Origin of the sequence: Cohnella rhizosphaerae (genome assembly GCF_029525575.1) — a bacterium.
Classification (GTDB): domain Bacteria; phylum Bacillota; class Bacilli; order Paenibacillales; family Paenibacillaceae; genus Cohnella; species Cohnella rhizosphaerae.
The window spans coordinates 568,554-589,171 of sequence record NZ_JAPDIA010000003.1 but is presented as its reverse complement, the minus strand read 5'-3'; the positions used below and the strand labels follow the sequence as shown (position 1 = coordinate 589,171).

Annotated in this window: 23 protein-coding genes, 2 pseudogenes and 1 riboswitch; of the genes and pseudogenes, 13 read left to right on the top strand and 12 right to left on the bottom strand. The window is 61.6% G+C overall.

Annotated features, from left to right (window positions below; genetic code table 11):
• The first annotated feature begins 37 nt into the window (after positions 1–37).
• The 4 genes from OMP40_RS41345 to OMP40_RS08310 are packed head-to-tail and all read left to right on the top strand — an operon-like array spanning position 38 to position 1,492.
• Positions 38–286, top strand: a complete 249-nt coding sequence (locus OMP40_RS41345) for a DUF6444 domain-containing protein (RefSeq protein ID WP_420871910.1) — start codon at positions 38–40, stop codon at positions 284–286.
• Positions 264–905 (top strand): IS66 family transposase, encoded by a 642-nt coding sequence (locus OMP40_RS41340; RefSeq protein ID WP_420871909.1) that lies wholly within the window; start codon positions 264–266, stop codon positions 903–905. Before OMP40_RS41345 ends, OMP40_RS41340 begins: the two co-directional genes overlap by 23 nt.
• The gene (locus OMP40_RS08315) at positions 856–1,212 is read left to right on the top strand and encodes an IS66 family transposase (protein WP_277530648.1); all 357 of its coding nucleotides are present in this window, start codon (positions 856–858) and stop codon (positions 1,210–1,212) included. Before OMP40_RS41340 ends, OMP40_RS08315 begins: the two co-directional genes overlap by 50 nt.
• Positions 1,205–1,492 carry an IS66 family transposase gene (locus OMP40_RS08310; RefSeq protein ID WP_277530646.1) on the top strand — a complete coding sequence of 96 codons (288 nt, stop codon included), beginning with the start codon at positions 1,205–1,207 and terminating at the stop codon, positions 1,490–1,492. Before OMP40_RS08315 ends, OMP40_RS08310 begins: the two co-directional genes overlap by 8 nt.
• A 215-nt stretch (positions 1,493–1,707) precedes the next feature.
• On the opposite strand, the gene OMP40_RS08305 is transcribed toward OMP40_RS08310, so the two are convergent.
• Entirely contained in the window at positions 1,708–2,541 is an 834-nt protein-coding gene (locus OMP40_RS08305; RefSeq protein ID WP_277530644.1) for a hypothetical protein, read from the bottom strand.
• A 952-nt stretch (positions 2,542–3,493) separates the two neighbouring features.
• On the opposite strand from OMP40_RS08305, the gene OMP40_RS08300 reads away from it, so the two are divergent.
• The 3 genes from OMP40_RS08300 to OMP40_RS08290 all read left to right on the top strand — a co-directional run bounded on the left by OMP40_RS08300 (position 3,494) and on the right by OMP40_RS08290 (position 6,623).
• Positions 3,494–4,834 carry a M1 family metallopeptidase gene (locus OMP40_RS08300; RefSeq protein ID WP_277530643.1) on the top strand — a complete coding sequence of 447 codons (1,341 nt, stop codon included), beginning with the start codon at positions 3,494–3,496 and terminating at the stop codon, positions 4,832–4,834.
• Between the two features lie 17 nt (positions 4,835–4,851).
• Positions 4,852–5,670 carry a hypothetical protein gene (locus OMP40_RS08295; protein WP_277530641.1) on the top strand — a complete coding sequence of 273 codons (819 nt, stop codon included), beginning with the start codon at positions 4,852–4,854 and terminating at the stop codon, positions 5,668–5,670.
• Between the two features lie 335 nt (positions 5,671–6,005).
• Positions 6,006–6,150: riboswitch (cyclic di-AMP (ydaO/yuaA leader) on the top strand.
• A 5-nt stretch (positions 6,151–6,155) separates the two neighbouring features.
• Complete coding sequence (locus OMP40_RS08290) at positions 6,156–6,623, top strand: C40 family peptidase (RefSeq protein WP_277530639.1); 468 nt, start codon at positions 6,156–6,158, stop codon at positions 6,621–6,623.
• 101 nt (positions 6,624–6,724) lie between these two features.
• On the opposite strand, the gene OMP40_RS08285 is transcribed toward OMP40_RS08290, so the two are convergent.
• The 8 genes from OMP40_RS08285 to OMP40_RS08250 form a co-directional block, all read right to left on the bottom strand.
• Positions 6,725–7,084, bottom strand: a complete 360-nt coding sequence (locus OMP40_RS08285; RefSeq protein ID WP_277530638.1) for a hypothetical protein — start codon at positions 7,082–7,084, stop codon at positions 6,725–6,727.
• Between the two features lie 93 nt (positions 7,085–7,177).
• The gene (locus tag OMP40_RS08280) at positions 7,178–8,374 is read right to left on the bottom strand and encodes a hypothetical protein (protein ID WP_277530636.1); all 1,197 of its coding nucleotides are present in this window, start codon (positions 8,372–8,374) and stop codon (positions 7,178–7,180) included.
• The gene (locus OMP40_RS08275; protein ID WP_277530635.1) at positions 8,371–9,132 is read right to left on the bottom strand and encodes a DUF58 domain-containing protein; all 762 of its coding nucleotides are present in this window, start codon (positions 9,130–9,132) and stop codon (positions 8,371–8,373) included. The genes OMP40_RS08280 and OMP40_RS08275 overlap by 4 nt, the downstream gene beginning before the upstream one ends.
• Positions 9,023–9,496 (bottom strand): hypothetical protein, encoded by a 474-nt coding sequence (locus tag OMP40_RS08270; protein WP_277530633.1) that lies wholly within the window; start codon positions 9,494–9,496, stop codon positions 9,023–9,025. Before OMP40_RS08270 ends, OMP40_RS08275 begins: the two co-directional genes overlap by 110 nt.
• 3 nt (positions 9,497–9,499) lie before the next feature.
• Positions 9,500–10,462: an AAA family ATPase gene (locus OMP40_RS08265; protein ID WP_277530632.1), complete on the bottom strand. Its 963-nt coding sequence runs from the start codon at positions 10,460–10,462 to the stop codon at positions 9,500–9,502.
• A gap of 752 nt (positions 10,463–11,214) precedes the next feature.
• The gene (locus OMP40_RS08260; protein ID WP_277530631.1) at positions 11,215–12,084 is read right to left on the bottom strand and encodes an ABC transporter ATP-binding protein; all 870 of its coding nucleotides are present in this window, start codon (positions 12,082–12,084) and stop codon (positions 11,215–11,217) included.
• A gap of 104 nt (positions 12,085–12,188) precedes the next feature.
• Entirely contained in the window at positions 12,189–12,995 is an 807-nt protein-coding gene (locus OMP40_RS08255) for a polysaccharide deacetylase family protein (RefSeq protein WP_277530629.1), read from the bottom strand.
• Positions 12,996–13,081: 86 nt separating this feature from the next.
• Positions 13,082–13,288 carry a DUF1657 domain-containing protein gene (locus OMP40_RS08250; protein ID WP_217595695.1) on the bottom strand — a complete coding sequence of 69 codons (207 nt, stop codon included), beginning with the start codon at positions 13,286–13,288 and terminating at the stop codon, positions 13,082–13,084.
• Between the two features lie 197 nt (positions 13,289–13,485).
• Between OMP40_RS08250 and spoVAC the strand changes: the two genes are divergently transcribed.
• From spoVAC to OMP40_RS41335, 3 genes and pseudogenes are all read left to right on the top strand, one after another.
• Complete coding sequence (spoVAC, locus tag OMP40_RS08245; protein ID WP_277530627.1) at positions 13,486–13,959, top strand: stage V sporulation protein AC; 474 nt, start codon at positions 13,486–13,488, stop codon at positions 13,957–13,959.
• A 4-nt stretch (positions 13,960–13,963) separates the two neighbouring features.
• Positions 13,964–15,003, top strand: a pseudogene (gene spoVAD / locus OMP40_RS08240) (stage V sporulation protein AD).
• Positions 15,004–15,007: 4 nt separating this feature from the next.
• Positions 15,008–15,870 (top strand): annotated as a pseudogene (locus OMP40_RS41335) (DUF421 domain-containing protein).
• A gap of 22 nt (positions 15,871–15,892) precedes the next feature.
• On the opposite strand, the gene OMP40_RS08230 reads toward OMP40_RS41335, so the two are convergent.
• From OMP40_RS08230 to OMP40_RS08220, 3 genes are all read right to left on the bottom strand, one after another.
• Entirely contained in the window at positions 15,893–16,888 is a 996-nt protein-coding gene (locus OMP40_RS08230) for an ABC transporter ATP-binding protein (RefSeq protein ID WP_277533049.1), read from the bottom strand.
• 62 nt (positions 16,889–16,950) lie between these two features.
• The gene (locus OMP40_RS08225; protein ID WP_277530625.1) at positions 16,951–17,742 is read right to left on the bottom strand and encodes an ABC transporter permease; all 792 of its coding nucleotides are present in this window, start codon (positions 17,740–17,742) and stop codon (positions 16,951–16,953) included.
• A complete protein-coding gene (locus OMP40_RS08220; protein WP_277530623.1) occupies positions 17,739–18,515 on the bottom strand; it encodes an ABC transporter permease in 777 nt (258 codons plus the stop codon). Before OMP40_RS08220 ends, OMP40_RS08225 begins: the two co-directional genes overlap by 4 nt.
• A gap of 459 nt (positions 18,516–18,974) precedes the next feature.
• Here OMP40_RS08220 and OMP40_RS08215 point away from each other — a divergent pair, with 459 nt between their 5' ends.
• The 3 genes from OMP40_RS08215 (at position 18,975) to OMP40_RS08205 (ending at position 20,581) form a co-directional block, all read left to right on the top strand.
• Positions 18,975–19,607 (top strand): DUF975 family protein, encoded by a 633-nt coding sequence (locus OMP40_RS08215; RefSeq protein WP_277530621.1) that lies wholly within the window; start codon positions 18,975–18,977, stop codon positions 19,605–19,607.
• 34 nt (positions 19,608–19,641) lie between these two features.
• Positions 19,642–19,905 carry a hypothetical protein gene (locus OMP40_RS08210; RefSeq protein WP_277530618.1) on the top strand — a complete coding sequence of 88 codons (264 nt, stop codon included), beginning with the start codon at positions 19,642–19,644 and terminating at the stop codon, positions 19,903–19,905.
• A 367-nt stretch (positions 19,906–20,272) separates the two neighbouring features.
• Entirely contained in the window at positions 20,273–20,581 is a 309-nt protein-coding gene (locus OMP40_RS08205) for a DUF4190 domain-containing protein (protein ID WP_277530617.1), read from the top strand.
• Positions 20,582–20,618: the final 37 nt, after the last annotated feature.

Below are 20,618 nucleotides of genomic sequence, written 5' to 3'. Positions count from 1 at the left end.
TTATTCCATCATCTTCCGTTAGAAAGGAGAGACGTTTGTGGAGCTGAAGCCGGATCAAGTATTGCATATTTGCAAAGGTGACACCGAAATCGCAGACGTCTTTACCCTTCTTTTGGAGCAAAATCGGACCCTTCTTGAACAGAATCAAAAGCTAGAAAGGCGCGTACACGAGCTTGAACGACAGCTCGGACAAAACAGTCAAAACAGCAGCAAGCCGCCTTCCAGCGACGGCTTTCGCAAACCGAAAAATTCCCGGGTCGCAGGTGGTAAAAAAAGGCGCGCCTAAAGGTCACGACGGTCATACGCTTCGCTTTGCGGAATGCCCGGATGAAATCATCGTCCACACGCTCGAAGTTTGTTCCTGTTGCCAGACTGCCCTTCAGAGCGTTCCTGCTCTGGCTCATGAAGCACGGCAGGTGTTTGACCTGCCGGCTCCCCGCGTCGTCGTGACGGAACACCGGTCTGAGCATAAAATCTGTCCAGGCTGCGGTGTCAAAGCCCGAGCACCTTTTCCCGAAGGCGTCCACGCCCGGACCCAATACGGAGCCAGCTTCTCTGCCTGGACGACGTATCTGAGCGTGTACCAACTGTTGCCGTTGGAGCGAATCGCTCAATGCTACGAGGATCTGTGCGGTTGCCGTCCCAGCGAAGCGACGCTGCTCGCTCAGCTTGGTAAGGCTGCAAGCGCGATGGAAGCGACCGAAATTCAAATCCGAGAGCAGGTACGAAAGCTCCCGGTCCTCCATGCGGACGAAACCGGGCTGCGCGTCGGCAAACAGATTAAGTGGATGCATGTGGCCTCCGATTCGCAGTGGACCTTTTTGCAGATCCATGAGAGCCGGGGGGAGCCGAGGTATGGACGAAGCGGGCGTGCTACCTCACTTTACTGGCGTGCTGGTGCATGACAGCTACGCATCGTATTTCAAGACCCACTACGACTTTGAACATGCGCTGTGCGGAGCGCACTTGCTTCGCGAATGCCAAGGCATTGTGGAACACGACAAGCACGAGTGGGCCAAGCAGATGCATACGTTTTTGCACGAAGCCTGGAAAGCAGCCAAAGCGAGTCGCAACGCGCAGCAGCCCCTGACAGCGGATGGGCTTGACCAGTGGAAAGACCGCTATGACGCCATACTAAAAAGCGGCGAAGCGGAGTGGGCCCAGGACGCGCTTCGTGAAAAAAACCGGACCCCGCGGACGAAAAATGCGTAGCAAAGCGAGCAATCTTGGTAAGCGAATGAACGCGCAAAAACCGGCCATCCTCCGGTTTCTTTCCGATGCAAGGGTTCCGTTTGACAACAACCAGGCAGAACGGGACATTCGAATGACCAAAGTGAAACACAAAATTTCGGGTTGCTTTCGTACCGAGCAAGGAGCGAAACAATTTGCTCGGCTGCGCTCCGTCATTTCGACCCTGATGAAACAGGGCAAGCCGATCCTCGATTCGTTGACCTACGCGTTGCGCTACCGCACCTCGCTGGTGGAGTGCTAAGTAGTAACCACATTTGCAGGTATTTCATCGCATATCGCCCATCAGCAGAAAATACATGTACAAATGCAGGTTTTTCAACCGCCAAACTTTCGATAGCTCCGGTACGAGAATAGCACGCTTCATTGTCCGCGAATTCCCGCCCAATTCATCCTTTCTGAGCTTCCAAAAAAGAAGCCGCCCGCCGCATCTTCCGCGGCAAGCGGCGTTACCCTGCTTTAAATATCGTCGTCCAGCGTCGCGGGCCCTTCCGATTCGAGCAGATCCTTCTGCGCGACCGGCTTGCCGCCCGCATCCGAGAGCGTCGCATGCGCAGGCACGAACGCGCCGTATCGGTACGTATAGGCGGTACGCATCCAACCGATCGCTTCCCGACCGTCCCCCGACTCTCCGCTGACGCGCTGCACCGCGACGATCTTCCCGGGCGCGAACTCGTAGGCGGTCACCGGATCCACGGCCGCTCCCTCGCCCTGGGCGCCGGGTATCACGCCGCTCAGGCCGCTCGCCGGATCGGTCAGCTTGACGCCTCCGCCGGCGACGCCTTCAAGTTCGTAGCGCCGCGCCAGGTCCGCCATCGTAAAGGCCGGGTCCGTCACGTCGAACAACAATCGGAAGCCGTCCGCGCCGTCGTAGACGCTAAGTCCGGTTCCCGACGCGATATTCGCCGCCTTGCGGTAGATGAGCAGCTCCGGTACGCCGTCGCCCGTCAGATCCTCGAACTTCACTTCAGGCTTCTTTACATATTCAATCTCCGCCGCCTGCATGAAGGCGAACCGCAGGGAGCCGTCCGTCAGCACCCGCCATCTGATCGGATGTCCCGCTTCGTCGAGATCGGCTTCGATATCGATCCCTTCCCGAAGCTTCAGCGCCTCGGCCAAGCCGGGATCGCGATTCGTATATACGGTTTCCGTGCGCGCGATCGGCAGCGTCCCGCCGTCGGATATGCCGCCGGCCAAGGGTGGTCCGGCGAGAGCTATGGATGGGATTCCCGCGAACGCGGCGGCAGCCGTGCCGGCCGCGATCAGGCGGAGCGTGCGATGAATGGGGTTCATGACCATCCCTCCTTCTATTATAGTTGTACCCATTCTATGCGGAGGAACAACCGGTTAGACCGGCTTGTCCATCCCGTTGACGACCTCATGCCTCGGACGGCACGCGGATTTTCATTTGTTTGGGACAAAGATATAATCCGCGGACAACCCACATATACATCTGCTAGACGCTTGTCAACGGGAGGGTTACCGTCATGCCCCAACGCCCCATCTATCGCATCGCAGCGCTCGCCGTCGCCGCCGCCGTGTTGTTCGGCTCGGCCAGCTTCGGATTCGATGCCGCCTGGCAATCCCAGTTCGCCCTGCCCGCCTATGCCGCCCAGGAACAGCTGTCCGCCGCCGGCGCATCCGGCGATTCGGACGCAACCTCCGGCGCCAATCCCGCAGCCCATTCTGCAGCCGATTCCGCATCGGCGCCCGCCGGCTCGCGCGATTCCGACGTACAGCATAGCGAGGCGGCGGCGCCGCAGTCCCAGCCGTCTCCGATTCCGACGCCGCAAGCCGTCGGTCGCGCTGAGCAACCGGATCGTCGACTACGACATTTCGGTCAAGCTCCTGGAGGGCGGCCGGCTCGAAGGCGCGGAGACGCTCACCTGGAAAAACCCCGGACGCAAGCCCGTGACGGATCTGTACCTGCACCTGTATCCGAACGCGTTCGCGCCGGGCAGCACGTTCCTGAACGAATCGAACGGCCAGCTTCGCGGCGTGAAGATGACGCCGGGCAAGGATGGCGCCATGGAGCTGACCGAGCTGACGACCGAGGACGGCGAAACGCTGCTGCCCCGCCTTCGTTATGTCCAGCCGGACGACGGCAACGCGAAGGACCGAACGCTGGTCTCCTTCCGCCTGCCGAAGGCCGTCGCGCCGGGACAGAGCGTCACCGTCCGCATGAAGTTCGCCGTCAAGCTGCCCCAGGTATTTGCCCGCATGGGACAGGCGGGGGGACTTCGTCATGGCGGGCCAATGGTTCCCGAAGGTCGCCGCCTACGAGACGAACGGCGTCCGCGGACGCGCTTCCGAAGGCTGGGACCTCCATCAGTACCACGGCAATTCGGAGTTCTACGCGGACTTCGGCGTATACGGCGTGAAGATCGACGTGCCCGAGGACCGCATCGTGGCGGCGACCGGGTTCCAGTACAAGCAGCCCGTCGTCAAGGACGGACGCAAGACGTATCAATTTTACGCGGAGGACGTGCACGACTTCTCCTGGTCCGCTTCTCCGGACTTCGTCACGGCGGAGGACTCCTTCTCCTCGGCGGGCGTGCCCGGCGTGCGGATCAAGCTGTACCTCGATCCGCTGCACGCCAAGCAGCAGGAGCGCTACATGCACGCCGCCAAGTCAGCGTTGGCCAAGCTCGGCGAATGGTACGGCGACTATCCGTATACGACGCTGTCGGTCGTCGTCCCGCCGGCGGACGCGGAAGGCGCGGGCGGCATGGAATATCCGACGCTCGTCACCGGCGCGGCCGCGAAGGACGACAACCCGGGCTACGAGCTCGAACGCACCCTCGTGCACGAGATCGCGCACCAATACTGGTACGGCATCGTCGCCTCCAACGAGTTCGAGGAAGCCTGGCTGGACGAAGCCTTTACGTCCTACACCGAGGATAAGCTGATGGCCGCCATCTACGGCGTCTCGGCCCGCACGCCGATCGAATCCCTCTACATGACGAACCCGATGCCGCTTAAGCTCGACGCATGGGATTACGGCGATTCGGACGCCTACGCGGAAAACGTGTATATTCGCGGCAAGCTCGTGCTCAAGGCGATCGAGTCCCAGGCGGGAGAAAAGACGATGTCGAAGATCATGCGGACTTATTTTCAAAAATACCGCTTCAAGCACCCCGACAGCCAGAGCTTCCAGCGCGTGGTCGAAGCCGTCACCAAAGACGATTGGAAAGCCTTCTTCCAGTCCTATGTATACCGCGGAGAATCGGCCGACTTCGCGGTCGCTTCCATCCGAACGGAGCCCGACGGCGAGGGCGGCTATCAGTCCATCGTCCTGCTCACGAGGACCCAGGGCAGTCCGCAGGCGGCGACGGTGCAGTTCGGCTTCAAGGACGGCAAGACGGTCCGCAAGACGTGGGACGGCATCCAGAGCCACATCCAGATCCGCCTGCAGTCGGCGTCGCCGCTATCGTACGTGGCGGTCGACCCGATGCTGGACATCGTGCTGGACCACAGCCGCTACGACAATTATCTGAAAGCCGAAGCGCCCGTGCGCAAACGGACCAAGTTCGACGTGACGCTGGGACAGCTGATCGACGCGATCGTCGGCAGCATGGCCTGGTGATGAAGGGGGGAACCGCTATGAACGATGCGATCCGGCAAGGGTGGGAGACGACCAAGCGGCACAAATACGTGCTCGTCGCCTTGTTCCTTTACCGCCTCTTGTGGGGATTTTTCCTCTACCGGTTTATCGACGCGATCGTCGCGCCGATCTTGACCCGCTATCCGGACGAACATCCGATCGGCGAGGCGGCCAAGCAGCTGTTCGCGATCGAGGCCCAGTTCCGTCTGCTCAAGACCGATCTTGCCGACCGCACGCTGCTCATGCTGGGCGCCATGCTCCTTCTTCGCATGCTGATCACGCCGATTGTGAACGCCGGGCTCTACTACTCCTTCGCCCATGCCCAGGATCAAGGCGGCACCCAAGTGCTGCAGGGCATCCGCCGTTCGTGGAAAAAGGTGTCGCTCTTCTACGGAGCGGAGAAGCTGATCGCCCTGGCGCCCGCGATCTGGCTCATTCCGTTCGGGAGAAGCGCCTATCTGGAAATGCCCAACGCCGCCTCTTGGATCGGGCAGATGCTGCCCTACGCGGCGGGCTGGGCGATCTGGATGCTGGCCGTGCATCTTCCCTTCCTGTTCATGCAGTTCAGCGCCGCCGCCGGGGACCGCCCCTGGCAGGGCGCGATCCGCGCGATCCGCCGGCTGCTCCCCCTGCTCGGCGTGACGATCCTGCTGCCGCTGCTCTCCCTGCTCGGCTCGGCCGCCGTATCCGGCGCTACGCTGATCTGGACCGGCTTGCTCGCGATCGCGCTGAATCAAGCCTTTCACTTCGTCCGGTCGACGATCGCGCTCTGGACGGCGGCTTGCCAGCATCGCCTGTGGCAGCGCGAAGAAGCTTGAGAATACGCTGAAAAGCAGGAAGAGACGGACGCGCCGTTCATCGGAAGATGAGCGGCGCGCCGTCTCTTTTTTTCGCACGCTATTAATATCGGCCGAGAGGGCGGCATAGACTACGTTCATACTCTTGCGTCCGCAGACCTGTCGAAGACTTGCGCCCTCTTAATCTTTCTCATTTAATCATAGGCTTGCCCTCTCGTCGGTTCGCAGCCCGCATCCCTTGCCAGGACTGGGTTTTGCGATGTCGCCAGCATATCCCTTTTAATTTGGGACATTAAGGAATTCTAATCTTGAAGGAGCAGGAGTTGGGGCCTAAAAATCGAATTTCTAAAGCTAAGGTGCGAAAACTGCCGAATTCCCGCGCACTGGGAAACGGGGGGAACCAGTCTTTACCGGGTGAATTGGCTTTGCTCCGCGCAGAAGCCATAGGGAACCTTCAACCGAACCCTCCAGCTAACCTCGTAGGCACTTGGAAGGAGCTTCTTGTTTTGCGCAAAGTCACAGTCCTCGTTCTTGCATTAACCTGCCTTCTGGCCTTCCAGATGGGCAGCGCATCCGCTGCATCCAAGCTCGACTCGACCGTCTCCAAGCTGATCGGGATCAACTACGATTACGGCGGCACGACGACCAGCGGCTTCGATTGCTCCGGATTCACGGCTTATGTATTCAAGAAGTTCGACGTCAAGCTGCCTCACTCGTCCAAGGGCCAATACGCCATGGGCAGCAAGGTCGCTCGCGACGATCTTCGTCCGGGAGATCTCGTATTCTTCAACACGAGCGGCGAAGGCGTGTCTCACGTCGGCATCTATGTCGGGGACAACCGGTTCGCGCACTCGGCGTCGAAGGGCGTCACGATCTCGGATCTCGATGAAAAGTATTACGCGAAGCGCTACCTGGGCGCCCGCCGCGTAATGGACTCCGACACTTACACGTCCGTAGCGATCGATCACGTGTAAGCGCGTTTGATTGAGAATGGCTTAGGCAAAGACCCGCCCCAAGCGGGTCTTTGCTGCTGCATGAAGTGAATGGAGGGGTTACTAGGTTTGTACCCTTCTCTTCAAAAGCTTGAAACAGGGATGCGCAAAAAAGATGATCGAAAGATCGTCGAAAAAGCCGCTTGCTCCGTTAGGCTTGCGCTGCGCACCAGCGCGTAGCGGATGAACCGAGGAGCCGTTATTTTTGTTCCTAGCCCGATAGGCGGCCCGCTCGCGGACTCAGGCGTCGTTATTGCGGGTTTGCCGGCGTTTTTTAGCTTCGATCCGGATGAATAAAGCCCCTCAGGTCCGATAAGATCGCCATTCGGACCGATTTTTAAGAAATAACGTCGCTTGAGTCCGATTCTCTCTGCCCAACTCATCCGATTCGTGAAAAAGGAACTTTGGCGCGAGCGCCAAAGTCCCTTTTTCACGTTTTCCAAGGAAATTCCGACCCGAGCCGGTCGGCTTCCTCGGACCTCACGCGGCCGCCGTAACGGGCCTTCCCGTACTGTTCGCCGAGCGACCGGGACATTTTACCCAGCCACCCGCGGGACGCCGTCTCCTGCGCACGACCCGCGGGCGCTTCGTTCAGCCTGCGCCACGCTTCGATCGCCATGAGCGTCTCGGACGGCGTCAGCGATTCCCGGTGCGCGTAGCCTTCCCGAATCGCGTCGGCGATAACCTCGGCATAAAGACTTCTGACCTGGTCTTCCGCGGTCATCGCCGTCCAATCCTCGCGCCGGAGCGCACGCCTTGCCTTCGGCCGCTTCCGCGAGAACAGCCTGCCGAGCAGTTTGTCCCCTTGAAGCAAGCTCTCGCGCTCTTCGGTATAGCCAAGATCCGTCTCCGCCGCGCGCCGGCCTGCGAGCAGTTTGCCATACCAGGCTTTGACGCGATCCGCGATGCGCCGCCACCAGACCGCGCTCAGCAAATATCGCCGCGCCAGCCGATAAACGACGGCAATCGCCAGCAGCGCCAGTACGACGTAGAGCGCATACTCGAGCCAGATCCAGAGCCGCCCCGCCTCCCCCCTCCTGCTGCGGGAACGCCGGCGGCTGCGCGGACGGTTCGGGCTGAGGCGTCGGCTCGGGCACGGATTCGCCTGCCGGCATAAGCGAGACCAGCCACCGGATGAGGCGAACGACCTGGGGCCAGATCGGAAGTCCCGCGAACGGGAGAAAGACGAGCGCGACGACGACGCCCCAGAGCGCGAGGTAACGCTTGCCGGCGGCCGCGAGCCTTCTCGTGACGAGGCCGGCGTGAAGACCGGCCTCGGCCAGCGACTTGGCCTGCACGAAGTAGAGCGCCGCGGCCAGCCAGACGATGCCCGCCGCGAGCAGCAGCGGCTTCGCGCCGCCTGCAATGCCGAGCGGCGCAGCGGCGGCGAGCACGATCGCGTGGAGACCGACCGCGACGGCGCAGCGAACGGTACGCGCCCAGTCGAACCGGGCGATCCACGACAGGATGCCGAGCGGCAGCGCGAGCCAGAGCAGCCGTGGATCTGCCGCTCCCGCTGCGGCGCTTGCCGCGGCGAACAGCGCGAGATGGACGAGCGACGCCGGCACCTTGCCGCGCAGCAGCGCAGGCAGCGCCCGACCGATCGCGGCGCTCAGCCAGGCGAGGGCGAGCCAGCCGAGCGTCGGGAACGCGAGACCGGCTTGCGCATGCAGCGCCAGCAGAAGCGGGTAAGCGGCCAGGGCGTCCGCCGAGCTTCGGAGCAAACCTTTCATGACGTCCCTCCCGCCGCTTGTCGCGAAGCCGGCCTGTCTTTATAGAGCAGCATGACCTCCACCCGATTGCCCGCCTGCCGCAGCTTGCGCACGGCCAGCTCCTGTTTCGGCGTCAGGAAGGCGGTGATCAACAGCAGATTCGCTCCGCGCATCCGCCCCTGGAGCAGATCGCCGAGCAGGTAGCCCAGTTCCAGCCGGACAACGGGCTCGAAGCCGCTCATCGCTTCGAGCAGCGCATAGAACTGGCTCCGGCCGCGCGCAGGCTCGATCCGCAGAGGAACCGCATCGTCGCCCTGCACGCGGCCGTTGAAGATCAGTCCGGCCCGCCCGCCGCTGTCGAGCGCTTGCTTGGCGACGGAAGCCGCGACGCTGATCGCTTCCTCGAACTGCTCGCCCGCGAGCCGCCTGTTCGTCGATGCGTCGGCGAGCTCCGCATTGAGCAGCACGGTCACGTCGCCGCCCACCATCGTCTCCCTGCGGTTGACGAGCAGTTCGCCTGTTTTGGCGGTGGCGCTCCAATTCACCTGCTTCATGGCGTCGCCGCCGCGATAAGCTCTGACGCCCGCCGTATGGTAGTGATCCTCGCGGAAAGCGTCCGGCGAGCTCAGCGCGCTCTGCATCCATTCGCGCGCGGCGCGCGGCAGCTCCTTAACGCCTAGCAGCCTGGGGCACACGGTGATCGCGCATTCCGACGCGACCTGCAGCGAGCCGCTCGTCATCCCCAAGAGATCCCCGTGCGTGATCGTCAGCGTCTGCACCCGGTATCGCCCCCCGCAGCAAGCAGGTCACTTCATGCCGTCGCACGAGCCTCGTATACGGCCCAAGGGTAAACAAGCTCGCATGGTTTTGCAGCGTCTGTCCGACGCTGACCGCGAGATCCGACGACGTCTCTTTGCCGAATCTCAGCGCGGCCGGCATCTGCGTCTCGGCCCGCAGCCACGGGAGCGGCAGCCACTTGGCATTGACGAGCCGCTCCTCCAGCCAGATCTTGTCGCCCGCGAACGCCCGGGGCGCGCTGAACCTGCGTTCATATCGGATTTTGCGCAGCCCGAGCCCACCGAACAGCAGACGCTGCGCCATCGCCAGTACGGCGGCGACGATCAGCAATTTGATGATCGGCATGCGCTAGGCGTACACCGCGTCCTGCTCGGCAGGCACGGCGATATTGTTCAGGAGCTCGCGCACGATCGCTTCCGCGCGGCCGCTTCCCGCCAGCGGATCGTGAAGAACGAGCCTGTGGGCGAGCACCGGGACGGCCAGCGTCTTGATATCCTCGGGCAGCACGAAGTCGCGCCCGCGAAGCAGCGCCCTTGCCTGCGCCGCCCGCATGAACTGAAGACTCGCGCGCGGGCTCGCGCCGACCGCCGTATCTTCGCTGTCCCGCGTGGCAGCGACGATCGCGAGCATATATTGCAGCACGTCGTCGTGACAGCGAACGGTTCGCAGCGCGACCTGAAGCTGAACGACTTCATCCAGCGCGAGGACCGGCTCGGCCGTCGCCAGCGGATCGCCGCCCATGAACCGCCGCAGGATCTCCGCCTCCTCTCCCGCTGCGGGATAGCCCATCGGGATCCGCAGCATGAAACGGTCGAGCTGCGCCTCGGGTAGCGGGAACGTGCCATGGCTCTCTACCGGATTTTGCGTGGCGATGACGAGGAATGGCCGCTCCAGCGGATAGGTTTCGCCGTCGATCGTCACCTGGCGCTCCTCCATGCTCTCCAGCAGGCTCGACTGCGTTCGCGGGGTCGCCCGGTTAAGCTCGTCGGCCAATAGGATGTTCGTGAATACCGGACCCTTCCTGAGTTCGAAAACGCTTGCCCGCTGGTTGTAAAAGTTAATGCCCGATACGTCGGACGGCAGCAGGTCCGCGGTGAACTGAATCCGTTTGAACGCGCAGCCGAGCGAACGGGCGAGCGACTTGGCGAGCAGCGTCTTGCCGGTGCCGGGCACGTCCTCCAGAATGATATGCCCGGAGGCCAGCAGCGCGATCAGCGCATACTCCGCGGCGTCCGGCTTGCCGACGACGATCCCGGCGATTTGATCCAGTACGCGGCGCGTCTTTTCCCGTACGTCCTCGAGATGTAGCATGATTAGAGCCTCCTGTTCCTCAAACGCTTTCAATTCCAGCTAACTTTCATATTACAGAGGCGGGAGCGGAATAACAAACCTCGTCGAGGTTGCAGACGCCGGGGCGGGAGCGCGGAACGGTTGAAGTCTCGGCTAGAAACAATCCATGCCGCTCCCACCGCCACACCGGCGAATAAGTCCCAGCTAGAAACAATCCCTGCCGCTCCCACCGCCACACCGGCGAATAAGTCTTGGCTAGAAACAAACCATGCCGCTCCCACCGTCACTCCGGCGTAAAAGTCCCAGCTAGAAACAAACCATGCCGCTCCCACCGTCACGCCGGCGAATAAGTCTCAACTAGAAACAATCCATGCCGCACCCACCGCCACACCGGCGAATAAGTCCCAGCTAGAAACCATCCATGCCGCGCCCACCGTCACTCCGGCGTAAAAGTCCCAGCTAGAAACAATCCCTGCCGCGCCCACCGCCACACCGGCGAAAAAGTCTCAGCTAGAAACAATCCCTGCCGCACCAAGCGTCACTCCGGCCAATAAGTCCCAGCTAGAAACAATCCCTGCCGCACCAAGCGTCACTCCGGCCAATAAGTCCCAGCTAGAAACAAACCGTGCCGCTCCCACCGTCACCTCGGCGAAAAAGTCTCGGGTAAGACCGATAAACCCGCCCCCCCCCTCAAACCACCCCGGCCAAAGCCAACAAAAAACGCCTCCCCGGCCGTTAATACGGCGGGGAGGCGCCCATAAAACCAACTTTCGCTACACGACCGCAGCAGCGGTCAGACGGCCATCTTCACGATGCGCGGCCGTGCGGCCCGGAACGGACACCGGCGCTTGGCCGTGCCCTTCGGCCAGCCCGTACGGCAGGCAGAGCGGCGCGCCCGTACGCGGGTCCGGGATCACGTCGGCGTCGATGCCGAACACGTCGCGCAGCATCGCCGGCGTCATGACGACTTCGGGATGCCCTTCGTAGAGCACCGTGCCGCGCTTCAGCGCGACGAGGTGCTGGGAGAAGCGCGCGGCATGGTTGAGATCGTGGACGACCATGATGATCGTGCGCTTTTGTTCGCGGTTAAGCTTTTCAAGCAGGCTCATGACTTCGATCTGGTGCGCCATGTCAAGGAACGTCGTCGGCTCGTCGAGCAGCAGCACCTCGGTGCCCTGCGCGAGCGCCATCGCGATCCATGCGCGCTGACGCTGGCCGCCGGAGAGCTGATCGACGGCCCGGTCGTGAAACTCGCCCATGCCGGTCGCCTGCAGCGCCCAGTCGATCATCCGGTTGTCCTCGGCGGACAAGCTGCCGAAGCCCCGCTGGTGCGGGTAGCGCCCGAACGAGATCAGCTCCCGGACCGTCAGCCCCTCCGGAGACGTCGGATTCTGCGGCAGGATGGCGAGCTGCTTCGCCACTTCCTTGGTCGGCTGGCGGTGAATCTGCTTGCCGTCCAGGAACACGCCTCCGCTCTGCGGATTCAGGATGCGCGCGAGCGACTTCAGGATCGTGGACTTGCCCGATCCGTTCGCGCCCACCAGAGAAGTGATCTTGCCGTCGGGTACGGACAAATTCAGATTCTCCACAATACGCCGGCTGCCATAGGCGAGAGTCAGCTGATTCGTGCTTAACCGCGACATATCTTCACTCCTCCGGCGAACTTACTCGCCTTTATGTTAAGTCTGTGATAATCGTTATCATTTTCAAATCACAATAAGAATGATAATGGTTCTCATCCCTGAAGTCAACGATTTACCATATTTGTTTTCGAATTTTTTAAATGCAGCAGCTCCGAGACGGTGACGAACCGGTACCCTTCTTCTGTCAGCTTGGGCAAAATGATGCGGAGCGCGTCGACCGTTTGCGTTTTCCCGCTCACAAAGTCGTGCAGCAGGACGATGTCGCCGCTGCGTACGTCGCCGAGAATGCCTTTCACGATATGGTTCACGCCCGGCCGCGCCCAGTCGTCCGTCGGATGGTGCCACGACCAGAGCACGGTCATGAGTCCTTCCTCGCGTCCGACCGTCAGCACCCGCGCGTTAAAGAAGCCTTCGGGCGGCCTGAAAAGAACCGGCTCCGTACCGGCGGCCGTGCCGATGCTCTTCTGAGCCATCGCGATCTCCCCGCGAATCTGCGCCTCCGTGCAGTGCAGCAGCATCCGGTGCGTGTATGTATGGTTCGCGACCTCATGGCCCTCCATCGCCTCCCGCCTCACGATGCCGGGGTACTGCTCGGCTTTTTTTCCCGTGATAAAAAACGTCGCGCGCGCACCGTACGTCGCGAGCAGGTCCAGGATGGCAGGCGTGTCCGCCGGATCGGGTCCGTCGTCGAACGTCAGCGCGATAAACTTCCCCTCCAGCGGCACCTCCCAGATCGCCTCGCCTCTGGATTCATAATAAGCCCGCCCCTTGAACGCCGGCGCGCCCCCCGCCGCGTCAACCGTACCGCCTCGATCGGCTGCTTGCATGACGGGCGCCGCGAACAAGATGGCCGCAACGACCGATTTAAACGCGATACGACCCGCGGCCGCCAACGCCTTCAAGTGTCGCATATGCTGGTCCCCCTTCCTGCCCCTTCTATTGAAGAGGGAGTCCCGGACGCGCCGGAACTCCCTTCCTTGAACAGCGTCGGCGATTCTCAGAATCCTTTGTACTGCGGTTCTTCCTGCTCCAACTGCTGAACGCGCTGTTCCACTTGATCGACGATCTGCTGGGTTTGCGCAGCCGCGTCTGTGAATAGCTGCTTGGCTTGCTGGTTTTGCGTGCTGATCGCGAATTGCTCCAGGCTCGCCTGAGCGCTTTTGAGCGATGCCACCGTGGTTTTTACTTGGGATGCTACGGTCATGTTCGCTACGCCTCTTTCTCTTCGGTAATGTTCCCCCGCAGAGGGACTCGTCTAATTTGCCCGACAGCGCCGCGCTTCACAACTGTAAACATCTGGTCGGCGCGCGACCGTCCGCTTCTTGCGGGTAAAAATCCGGCCGGCGAGGCATCCTCAACTTATACTGCCCGTCATTTGCACGAAAGTAGGAGGCGAACGTCATGGCGAACAACAAGATCAAAAAGCTGACGCCGGTTCAGCAGGAATACCGTCAGCTAGCCTTGAAGCGGCAGCCGGCGCGTCCGGTCGCGCTCAACTGCCTGCGCGCCTTCGTCGTCGGCGGCCTCATCTGCACGCTCGGCCAGGGCATCCAGGAAGCGTTCATGCGCTTCGCAGACATGACGCAGAAGGAAGCGGCCGCTCCGACGGTCGCCGTCCTGATCGCGATCTCGGTCGTGCTCACCGCGGCCGGCGTGTACGACAAGCTCGGCCAATGGGCCGGCGCCGGAACCGCGGTGCCCGTGACCGGTTTCGCAAACGCCATGTCGTCCGCGGCCATCGAGCACCGCAGCGAAGGACTCGTGCTCGGCACGGGCGCGAATATGTTCAAGCTCGCGGGCTCCGTCATCGTGTTCGGCACCGTGGCAGCGTTCATTATCGGGCTCCTGCGATTTATTTTCGGATATGGAGGGTGATCGAATGACGATTCTGAAGGGGCATCAGAGCTGGCTGTTCCGCGACAAACCCGCCCTCTTGTCGTCCGGCACCGTCGTCGGACCGTTCGAGGGAAGGGGCCCGCTCGGCCGCGACTTCGACATCGTGCACGACGACTCCTTGGTCGGCCAGGACAGCTGGGAGAAAGCAGAACGAACCTATCTGGAGGAAGCGGCCAAGATCGCGCTGCAAAAGGCAGGCATGACGCAGGACCAGATCAGCTTTTACATCGGCGGAGACTTGATGAACCAGATTACGAGCAGCAGCTACGCCGCTCGCACGCTGGCAATGCCTTATATCGGCATGTTCGGCGCATGCTCCACCTCGATGGAGAGCCTTGCGATCGCCTCTTATCTGATCTCGACAGGCGGCGCCAAGCATGTGCTGGCCGGTACCTGCAGCCATAATTCGACCGCCGAAAAGCAATTTCGCTATCCGACCGAATACGGTTCGCAAAAGCCGCCTTACGCGCAATACACGGTGACCGGCGCCGGCGCGGTTCTCGTCGCGAGCGAGGGAGACGGCCCCCGCGTCGCGGCCGCCACGATCGGACGCGTCGTCGACATGGGGATTACCGATCCGTTCAATATGGGGGCGGCGATGGCGCCGGCCGCGGTCGATACGATCGTCTCGCACTTTCGCGACCTCGGCGTCGGTCCGGACCACTACGATCTCATCGTGACGGGGGGACTTGGCGAAGGTCGGGCACGAGCTTGCCAGCGACCTGTTCGACAAGCATCGCATCCCGATGCACAAGACGCGTTTTCGCGACTGCGGCATGATGATCTACGACTACGACAAGCAGATGGTGCAGGCCGGCGGCAGCGGCTTGCGGCTGCTCCGCCGTCGTAACCTACGGCCACCTGCTGAAAAAGCTGAGCAAGGGCGAGCTGCGCCGGATTCTCGTCGTCGCGACGGGCGCGCTTATGTCGCCGCTGGCGCTTCAGCAGAGCGAGTCCATCCCGGGCATCGCGCACGCGGTCGCGCTGGAGGCGCCGGATTCCATTTTGGAGAAGGAAGGTTAACGTCATGCCGATGTGGAGTCAGATCATTTTCCGCTCGCTGGGCGCGCTGGTCGTGCTGTTCATCATGGCCCGGCTGCTCGGCAAAAAGCAGATTTCCCAGCTTACTTTTTTTGAATATATACTTGGCATTACGCTCGGGGAACTCGCGGGCTTCATCTCCACCGATATGGAGGCCCATTATTCGCACGGGCTTATCGCGCTGGCTGTCTGGTTCGCCGTCCCCTTTACCCTGGAGTATATATCGATGAAAAGCATCCGGCTGCGCCATTTGCTCGAAGGACGCGGCCGGGTCGTCATCAAAGAGGGCAAGGTGATGGAGGATAATCTGAAAAAAGGAGCATCTGACGTCGGACGAGCTGATGGAACAACTGCGCGGCAAAAACGCCTTTAACCTCGCGGACGTCGAGTTCGCGGTCATGGAGACGAGCGGGGGAACTCAGCGTCCTGCTCAAAAAAGAAAAGCAGCCGCTCACGCCGAGCGATATGGGCATGCCCAAGGTTCACGAAGTCGAGCCGCAGGTCGTCATCATGGACGGCAAAATGATGAACGAGCCCCTCGCCACCGCGGGTCTTAGCCCGGGTTGGCTGGCGACCGAGCTGGAGAAAATCGGCGTTACGGTGGACAACGTATTTCTCGGTCAGGTGGACGCCTACCAGCAGCTTTACGTCGATCTGTACGACGACAAGCTTCAGGTGCCCGCGCCGCAGGGCAAGGCGCTGCTGCTCGCCAACCTGAAAAAGCTGGAGGCGGATCTGGAGCTGTTCGCCGTGTCGACGAAGGACAAGGACGCCAAAGCCATGTACACGCGCACCTCCGCTGCGCTCGCGCAGGTCATCTCCGACCTGAAGCCAATGCTGCAGGGGTAACGCGTTCAAGTAGGGCGGACCGTCAATAAATTCGGCTGACGATCTCCTCGAACTCGGGCTCCTCGACGTGCACGTCCGCGATGTCTCCCCAAGCGGACAGCAGGCGCAGGACCTCCATGACGCCGATCCGCTCGCGATTGAAGCTGACTGCGGCCTCCCGTCCAAGCGCGCTTTCTACGCAAATCTCTTCGGAGGCGGCCGTCAGGCCGTCTCCGATTCGCATGCCCGGCGCGAGGGCCGTGTCCCCGGCATACGTGACGCGCACCGTCGTCGGCAGTCCGATTCGCTCCCGGAGCTTCTCCAGCCCGCCGTCATACAGCAGCTCTCCGCGGCTGATCACGATGACCCGCTTGCACAGCGTTTCGATGTCGTCCATGTCGTGCGTCGTGAGCAGCACCGTTTTGCCGAATTGATCGTTGAGCAGCCTCAAGTGGTCGCGAATCTGCCGCTTGGCCGCCGCATCCATGCCGATCGTCGGTTCGTCGAGCACCAGCAGCTCCGGGTCGTGCAGCAGCGCCGCGGCCAGATCCCCGCGCATCCGCTGCCCGAGCGACAGCCGGCGCACAGGCGTATCCCAGAAATCCCGCAGCTGCAGCACTTCCTCGAGCTTCGCCAGCTGCCGCTCCTTCGCCGCGGCCTCAAGACGGAACATCGCCGCCAAGATGTCGAAGCTGTCCTTCAGCGGCAGGTCCCACCACAACTGCGACCGCTGGCCGAACACGACGCCGATACGCCTCGCCACGCGCCGCCTGTCCCGCTGCGGGCTAAGCCCGCAGATCCGCACCTCCCCCGCGCTCGGGTGGAGAATGCCGCACAGCATCTTGATCGTCGTTGACTTGCCCGCACCGTTAGGCCCAATAAAGCCGACGAACTCGCCTTGTTCGATATGCATGTCGAGCGCGTTGACCGCCGTCACGATCTTGCGGTCGCGCGAGAACAAAGTCCGCACCGCTTTAAGCCTGCCCGCCTTGGGCAGCGTCGTCGCGAACGTTTTTCCGAGCCCCTTGGCTTCCAGCATCGTAGTCATGCCGAGCCCTCCTTGTTCGATGGAATGTGTAAAATGACCGTCCGTTCGACGAATCAGGTACCCGTGCTTTGGTATCTCCGCACCCCGACGCGCCACAAGGCGAGCGCCGCGCCAAGGGACATCGCCGCCACGGCACCGGTCGCGGGGATCGTCCACCAGCCCCATTCGGACCGGATAATAAACATCGCCGGCACGTAGTTGATGAATCCGAACGGAACGACGGTCAGCAGCAGCGTGCGCAGCCAGTCGGGAAACAGGCTGAGCGGGAGCTGGCTTGCGGTCGTGGACGCATTGTCCGTCAGCACCGACAGATCCTCGGTTCGCGTCGTCCAAAAGCCGACCGCCGCCGTCGCGAGACCGACGGCGAACATAATGACGGTGCCCGTGCAGACGATCAGCAGCGTTAAAGGAATCGCCGACCACCCGGCCGTCCCGTCCCCGAGCAGCTTGCCGAGGCAGACGCCCAGCACGGTCAGGCTCTGCAGCAGCTCGCCGCCGACCATCCGGGTCCGGGAGGTCAGCACCGACAGCAGAAGCGGCATCGGCCGCAGCAGCAGCTGGTCCAGCTGTCCGTTCACGAGGTAAGGCTCGAAATTGTTGACGGCGGAGCCGACGCCCCGGTACAAATACTTGGCCGTCATGAGCACGCCGTAGAGATACCCGATCTCCCACACGTTCCAGCCCCGGATCGCGCCGAACGCGTGCAGCACGACCGCCAGGCCGAGAAACTCGGCGACGGTCACGACCGATGCGAGCAGCGTCGTCAGCAGGAAGCTGACCCGGTACTGCATCCTCGCGCGGACGTTGATCTTGTAGAGCAGCCAGGAGATTCGCAGCCAGTTCATCCGCCCTGCACCTCCACCTTGCGCCGTACGGCGGACGTCGCCGCGAAGCAGGCGAACGAGAGCAGCGCGCACCAGACCAGCGGCGCGAGCAGCGCGGCCGGCGCCGCATTGCCGAGATAGGTGCGGGTCGGAATGTCGTTGAACGCCGGGTACGGCGACAGTCTGGCGATCGTCTGCAGCCAGCCGGGCATCCAGGCGATCGGCATGAGGAAGCCGGACAGCACGAAGCTCAGCGAATAGTTCAGCAGGCTGAACCAGCGGCTCTCCACCGTCCATAACGCCGTCACGCCGATGCAGTACGAGATGCAGATGCCGATATAGGCGGCCATGGCGAGCGCCGCAAGCGTGCGCAGCCAAAGACCGGGTTCAGAGGGAACCGGCAGTCCGACGAACACCGCGTAGAGGACGTACAGGGGGAGGGCGGTGAAGAGTAAGTTGTAGGCGATCGAGCCGGTTTCCCGCCCCGCCGAGAACGCGAACAAGTGAATCGGGCGAATCAGGTCAAGCGCGATTTGCCCGGTACGGACCCGATCCTCCAGCCCGAGTCCATGGGAGGTGAACGTCAGCCACAAAATCACCTGGTTAAACGCGATGTAGGCGACCATCCCCTCCCGTCCGTAGCCCTCCAGCGCGTACTGCTCGCCGATCCCTTGCCATATCGAGATATAGATCATGCCGAAAATCACGCTGGCAACCGTGCGCACGGCGTGCGACGCCGTATATTGCAGACGGCTGTTGTACGCGCTTCTGGCCAGCACCCATAGCACAGTCATTGTATCCCTCTTTTCGCGTCAGATGGGCTCTCCCGGGAAGAGCATTCCAAATGATAACAAATTCACAAAAAAAGACTAGACTATTCTTTTCCGGCGTGTTAATCTAATATTATAGATGTCGAGGATACATATCTCTTTTACGATCAGCAACCACTGATCCCCTTACTTAAAATTTGCCTAAAATCCGCCTTTGGCGGTTTTTTTTTGTGTCCACACACGGTAATATGAAGTAACTCTTCTGCTTGGCTTCCCTCATTCAAGTCGGCGCGACCGAAGCTTGCCGAAGTTCCGCCCGCACCTTGAAGCATACGGACGGAGAAGCAGGGCATAGGATATAGGGGGCTTGGGACCGTCCCGTTCCAAAAAGTGGTTGTCGAAATGTGACATCGCTTGTAAAATTAGCATGGATTGGGTACAGGCTTCTGCACCACAACACGACGCAAAGGTGGAATTGAGCAAATGACGACAAGTTCGGAGCTTCGGGCACGAGCAAGAACGACATTGCATGGAAAATGGACGGAGCCGGTGCTGCTCGCGCTGGTCTATTTCATCGTATTTTCGGTAATCGGCATTCTCGAACGCATCCCGCTGATCGGATGGGTGGCTTCGCTTGTGCTGACCGGGCCACTGATGCTCGGGCTTTACGGGTACTTCCAGGATCTTGTGCGCGAACGCAATCCGAGCATCGGCGGGCTGTTCAGCGGCTTTAACCGCTTCTCCGAGGCCTTTATCTTAAACCTGCTCGTCGGGATCTTTACGTTCCTCTGGATGCTGCTGTTTATCATACCGGGCATCATCGCCGCGATTCGCTATTCGCAAGCCTTCTTCATCTTGCGCGACAACCCGGGCATCGGCGGCCTTGAGGCCATTCGGCGTAGCAAAGAGATGATGGCGGGCAACAAGGGACGCTATTTTGTCTTCTGCCTGAGCTATCTCGGCTGGGCCATTCTCGGCTTGATCCCGCTCGGCATCGGACTGCTGTGGGTCGTACCTTACTTCTACACCGGACTCGCCCACTTCTACGAGGATCTGAATCGGGCCAATTATGTTGAACCGCCCCTCCAGCCCGGTCTGAACAACTATCAATACTGATAACCGAAGCCTATCCGCAAAGGGAGACTGGACGATGACATCCGACGATTCGAATAACAATTGGAGCGGGCCGGGGCCGGCGGATCCGTCTCCCGGCTCGGACGCCGGCAAGGCGCCGGACGCTTCGCAAGCCCAGCCGTCGAACCGCGACGGCGAAGCCGCGGGAGACCGCGCGGCGAGCGATCCGGCGCGCGCGCACGAGGGGCAGGCTGCGGGCGACGGGAACCGCACGGGAGACGAACCGGCGCGGACGTTCGACCGGCAGGGGGGCCGGCGGCGGGTACCGCTCGGCGGATGAGCAGGCGTGGCCGCCGAATCGGCAGGCGCCCGGAGGCGGCTATCGCGCGCCCGAAGATCCATCGCGGGCTGCCCCGGGCTGGCATCCCGGGGCCCAGCCCGGCGCGTATCCGCCGCGAGCCGATCAGCAGCATGGGCATTATGCAGGCCATCCGTACGACCAGCATGCCGGACAGCAGCAAGGGCAGCATGCCGGTCAACCGTATGCCGGTCAGCAGCATGGGCAGAACCATGGCGGCTACTATCCGCCGCCCCAAGGCCCTTCTTATTCGCAGCATCACCCGAACCATGGCCAACAACCGTACGGCGGCGGGCCGGCTCAGAATCCTTCATACCGCCCGCCGGCCTACGATTATGCCCGTTCGCCCATGACGCCGCCTGCACGCTCGAACAGCAAGTCGGTCGCCGCGCTAATCCTCGGCATCGCTTCGATTGTCATCCCGTTCATCGGCTTCTTCCTGGGCGTCGTCGGCATCATCGTATCCGCGATCTCGTTGAAGGAGATCCGCGTTCGCGGCGAACAAGGCTCCGGCATGGCCGTCGCCGGACTCATTTGCTCGATCGTGGGCACGGTCCTGTACTTCGTCATTCTCGCGCTGATCCTCATCTTCGCCTTTGCCGCGACGGACAACAATTACGATTACAACAACTATTCGAACATCATCATGGAAGCATAAAAAAAAGGCTGTCCTTCCGAGCGCAACTTGCGATCGG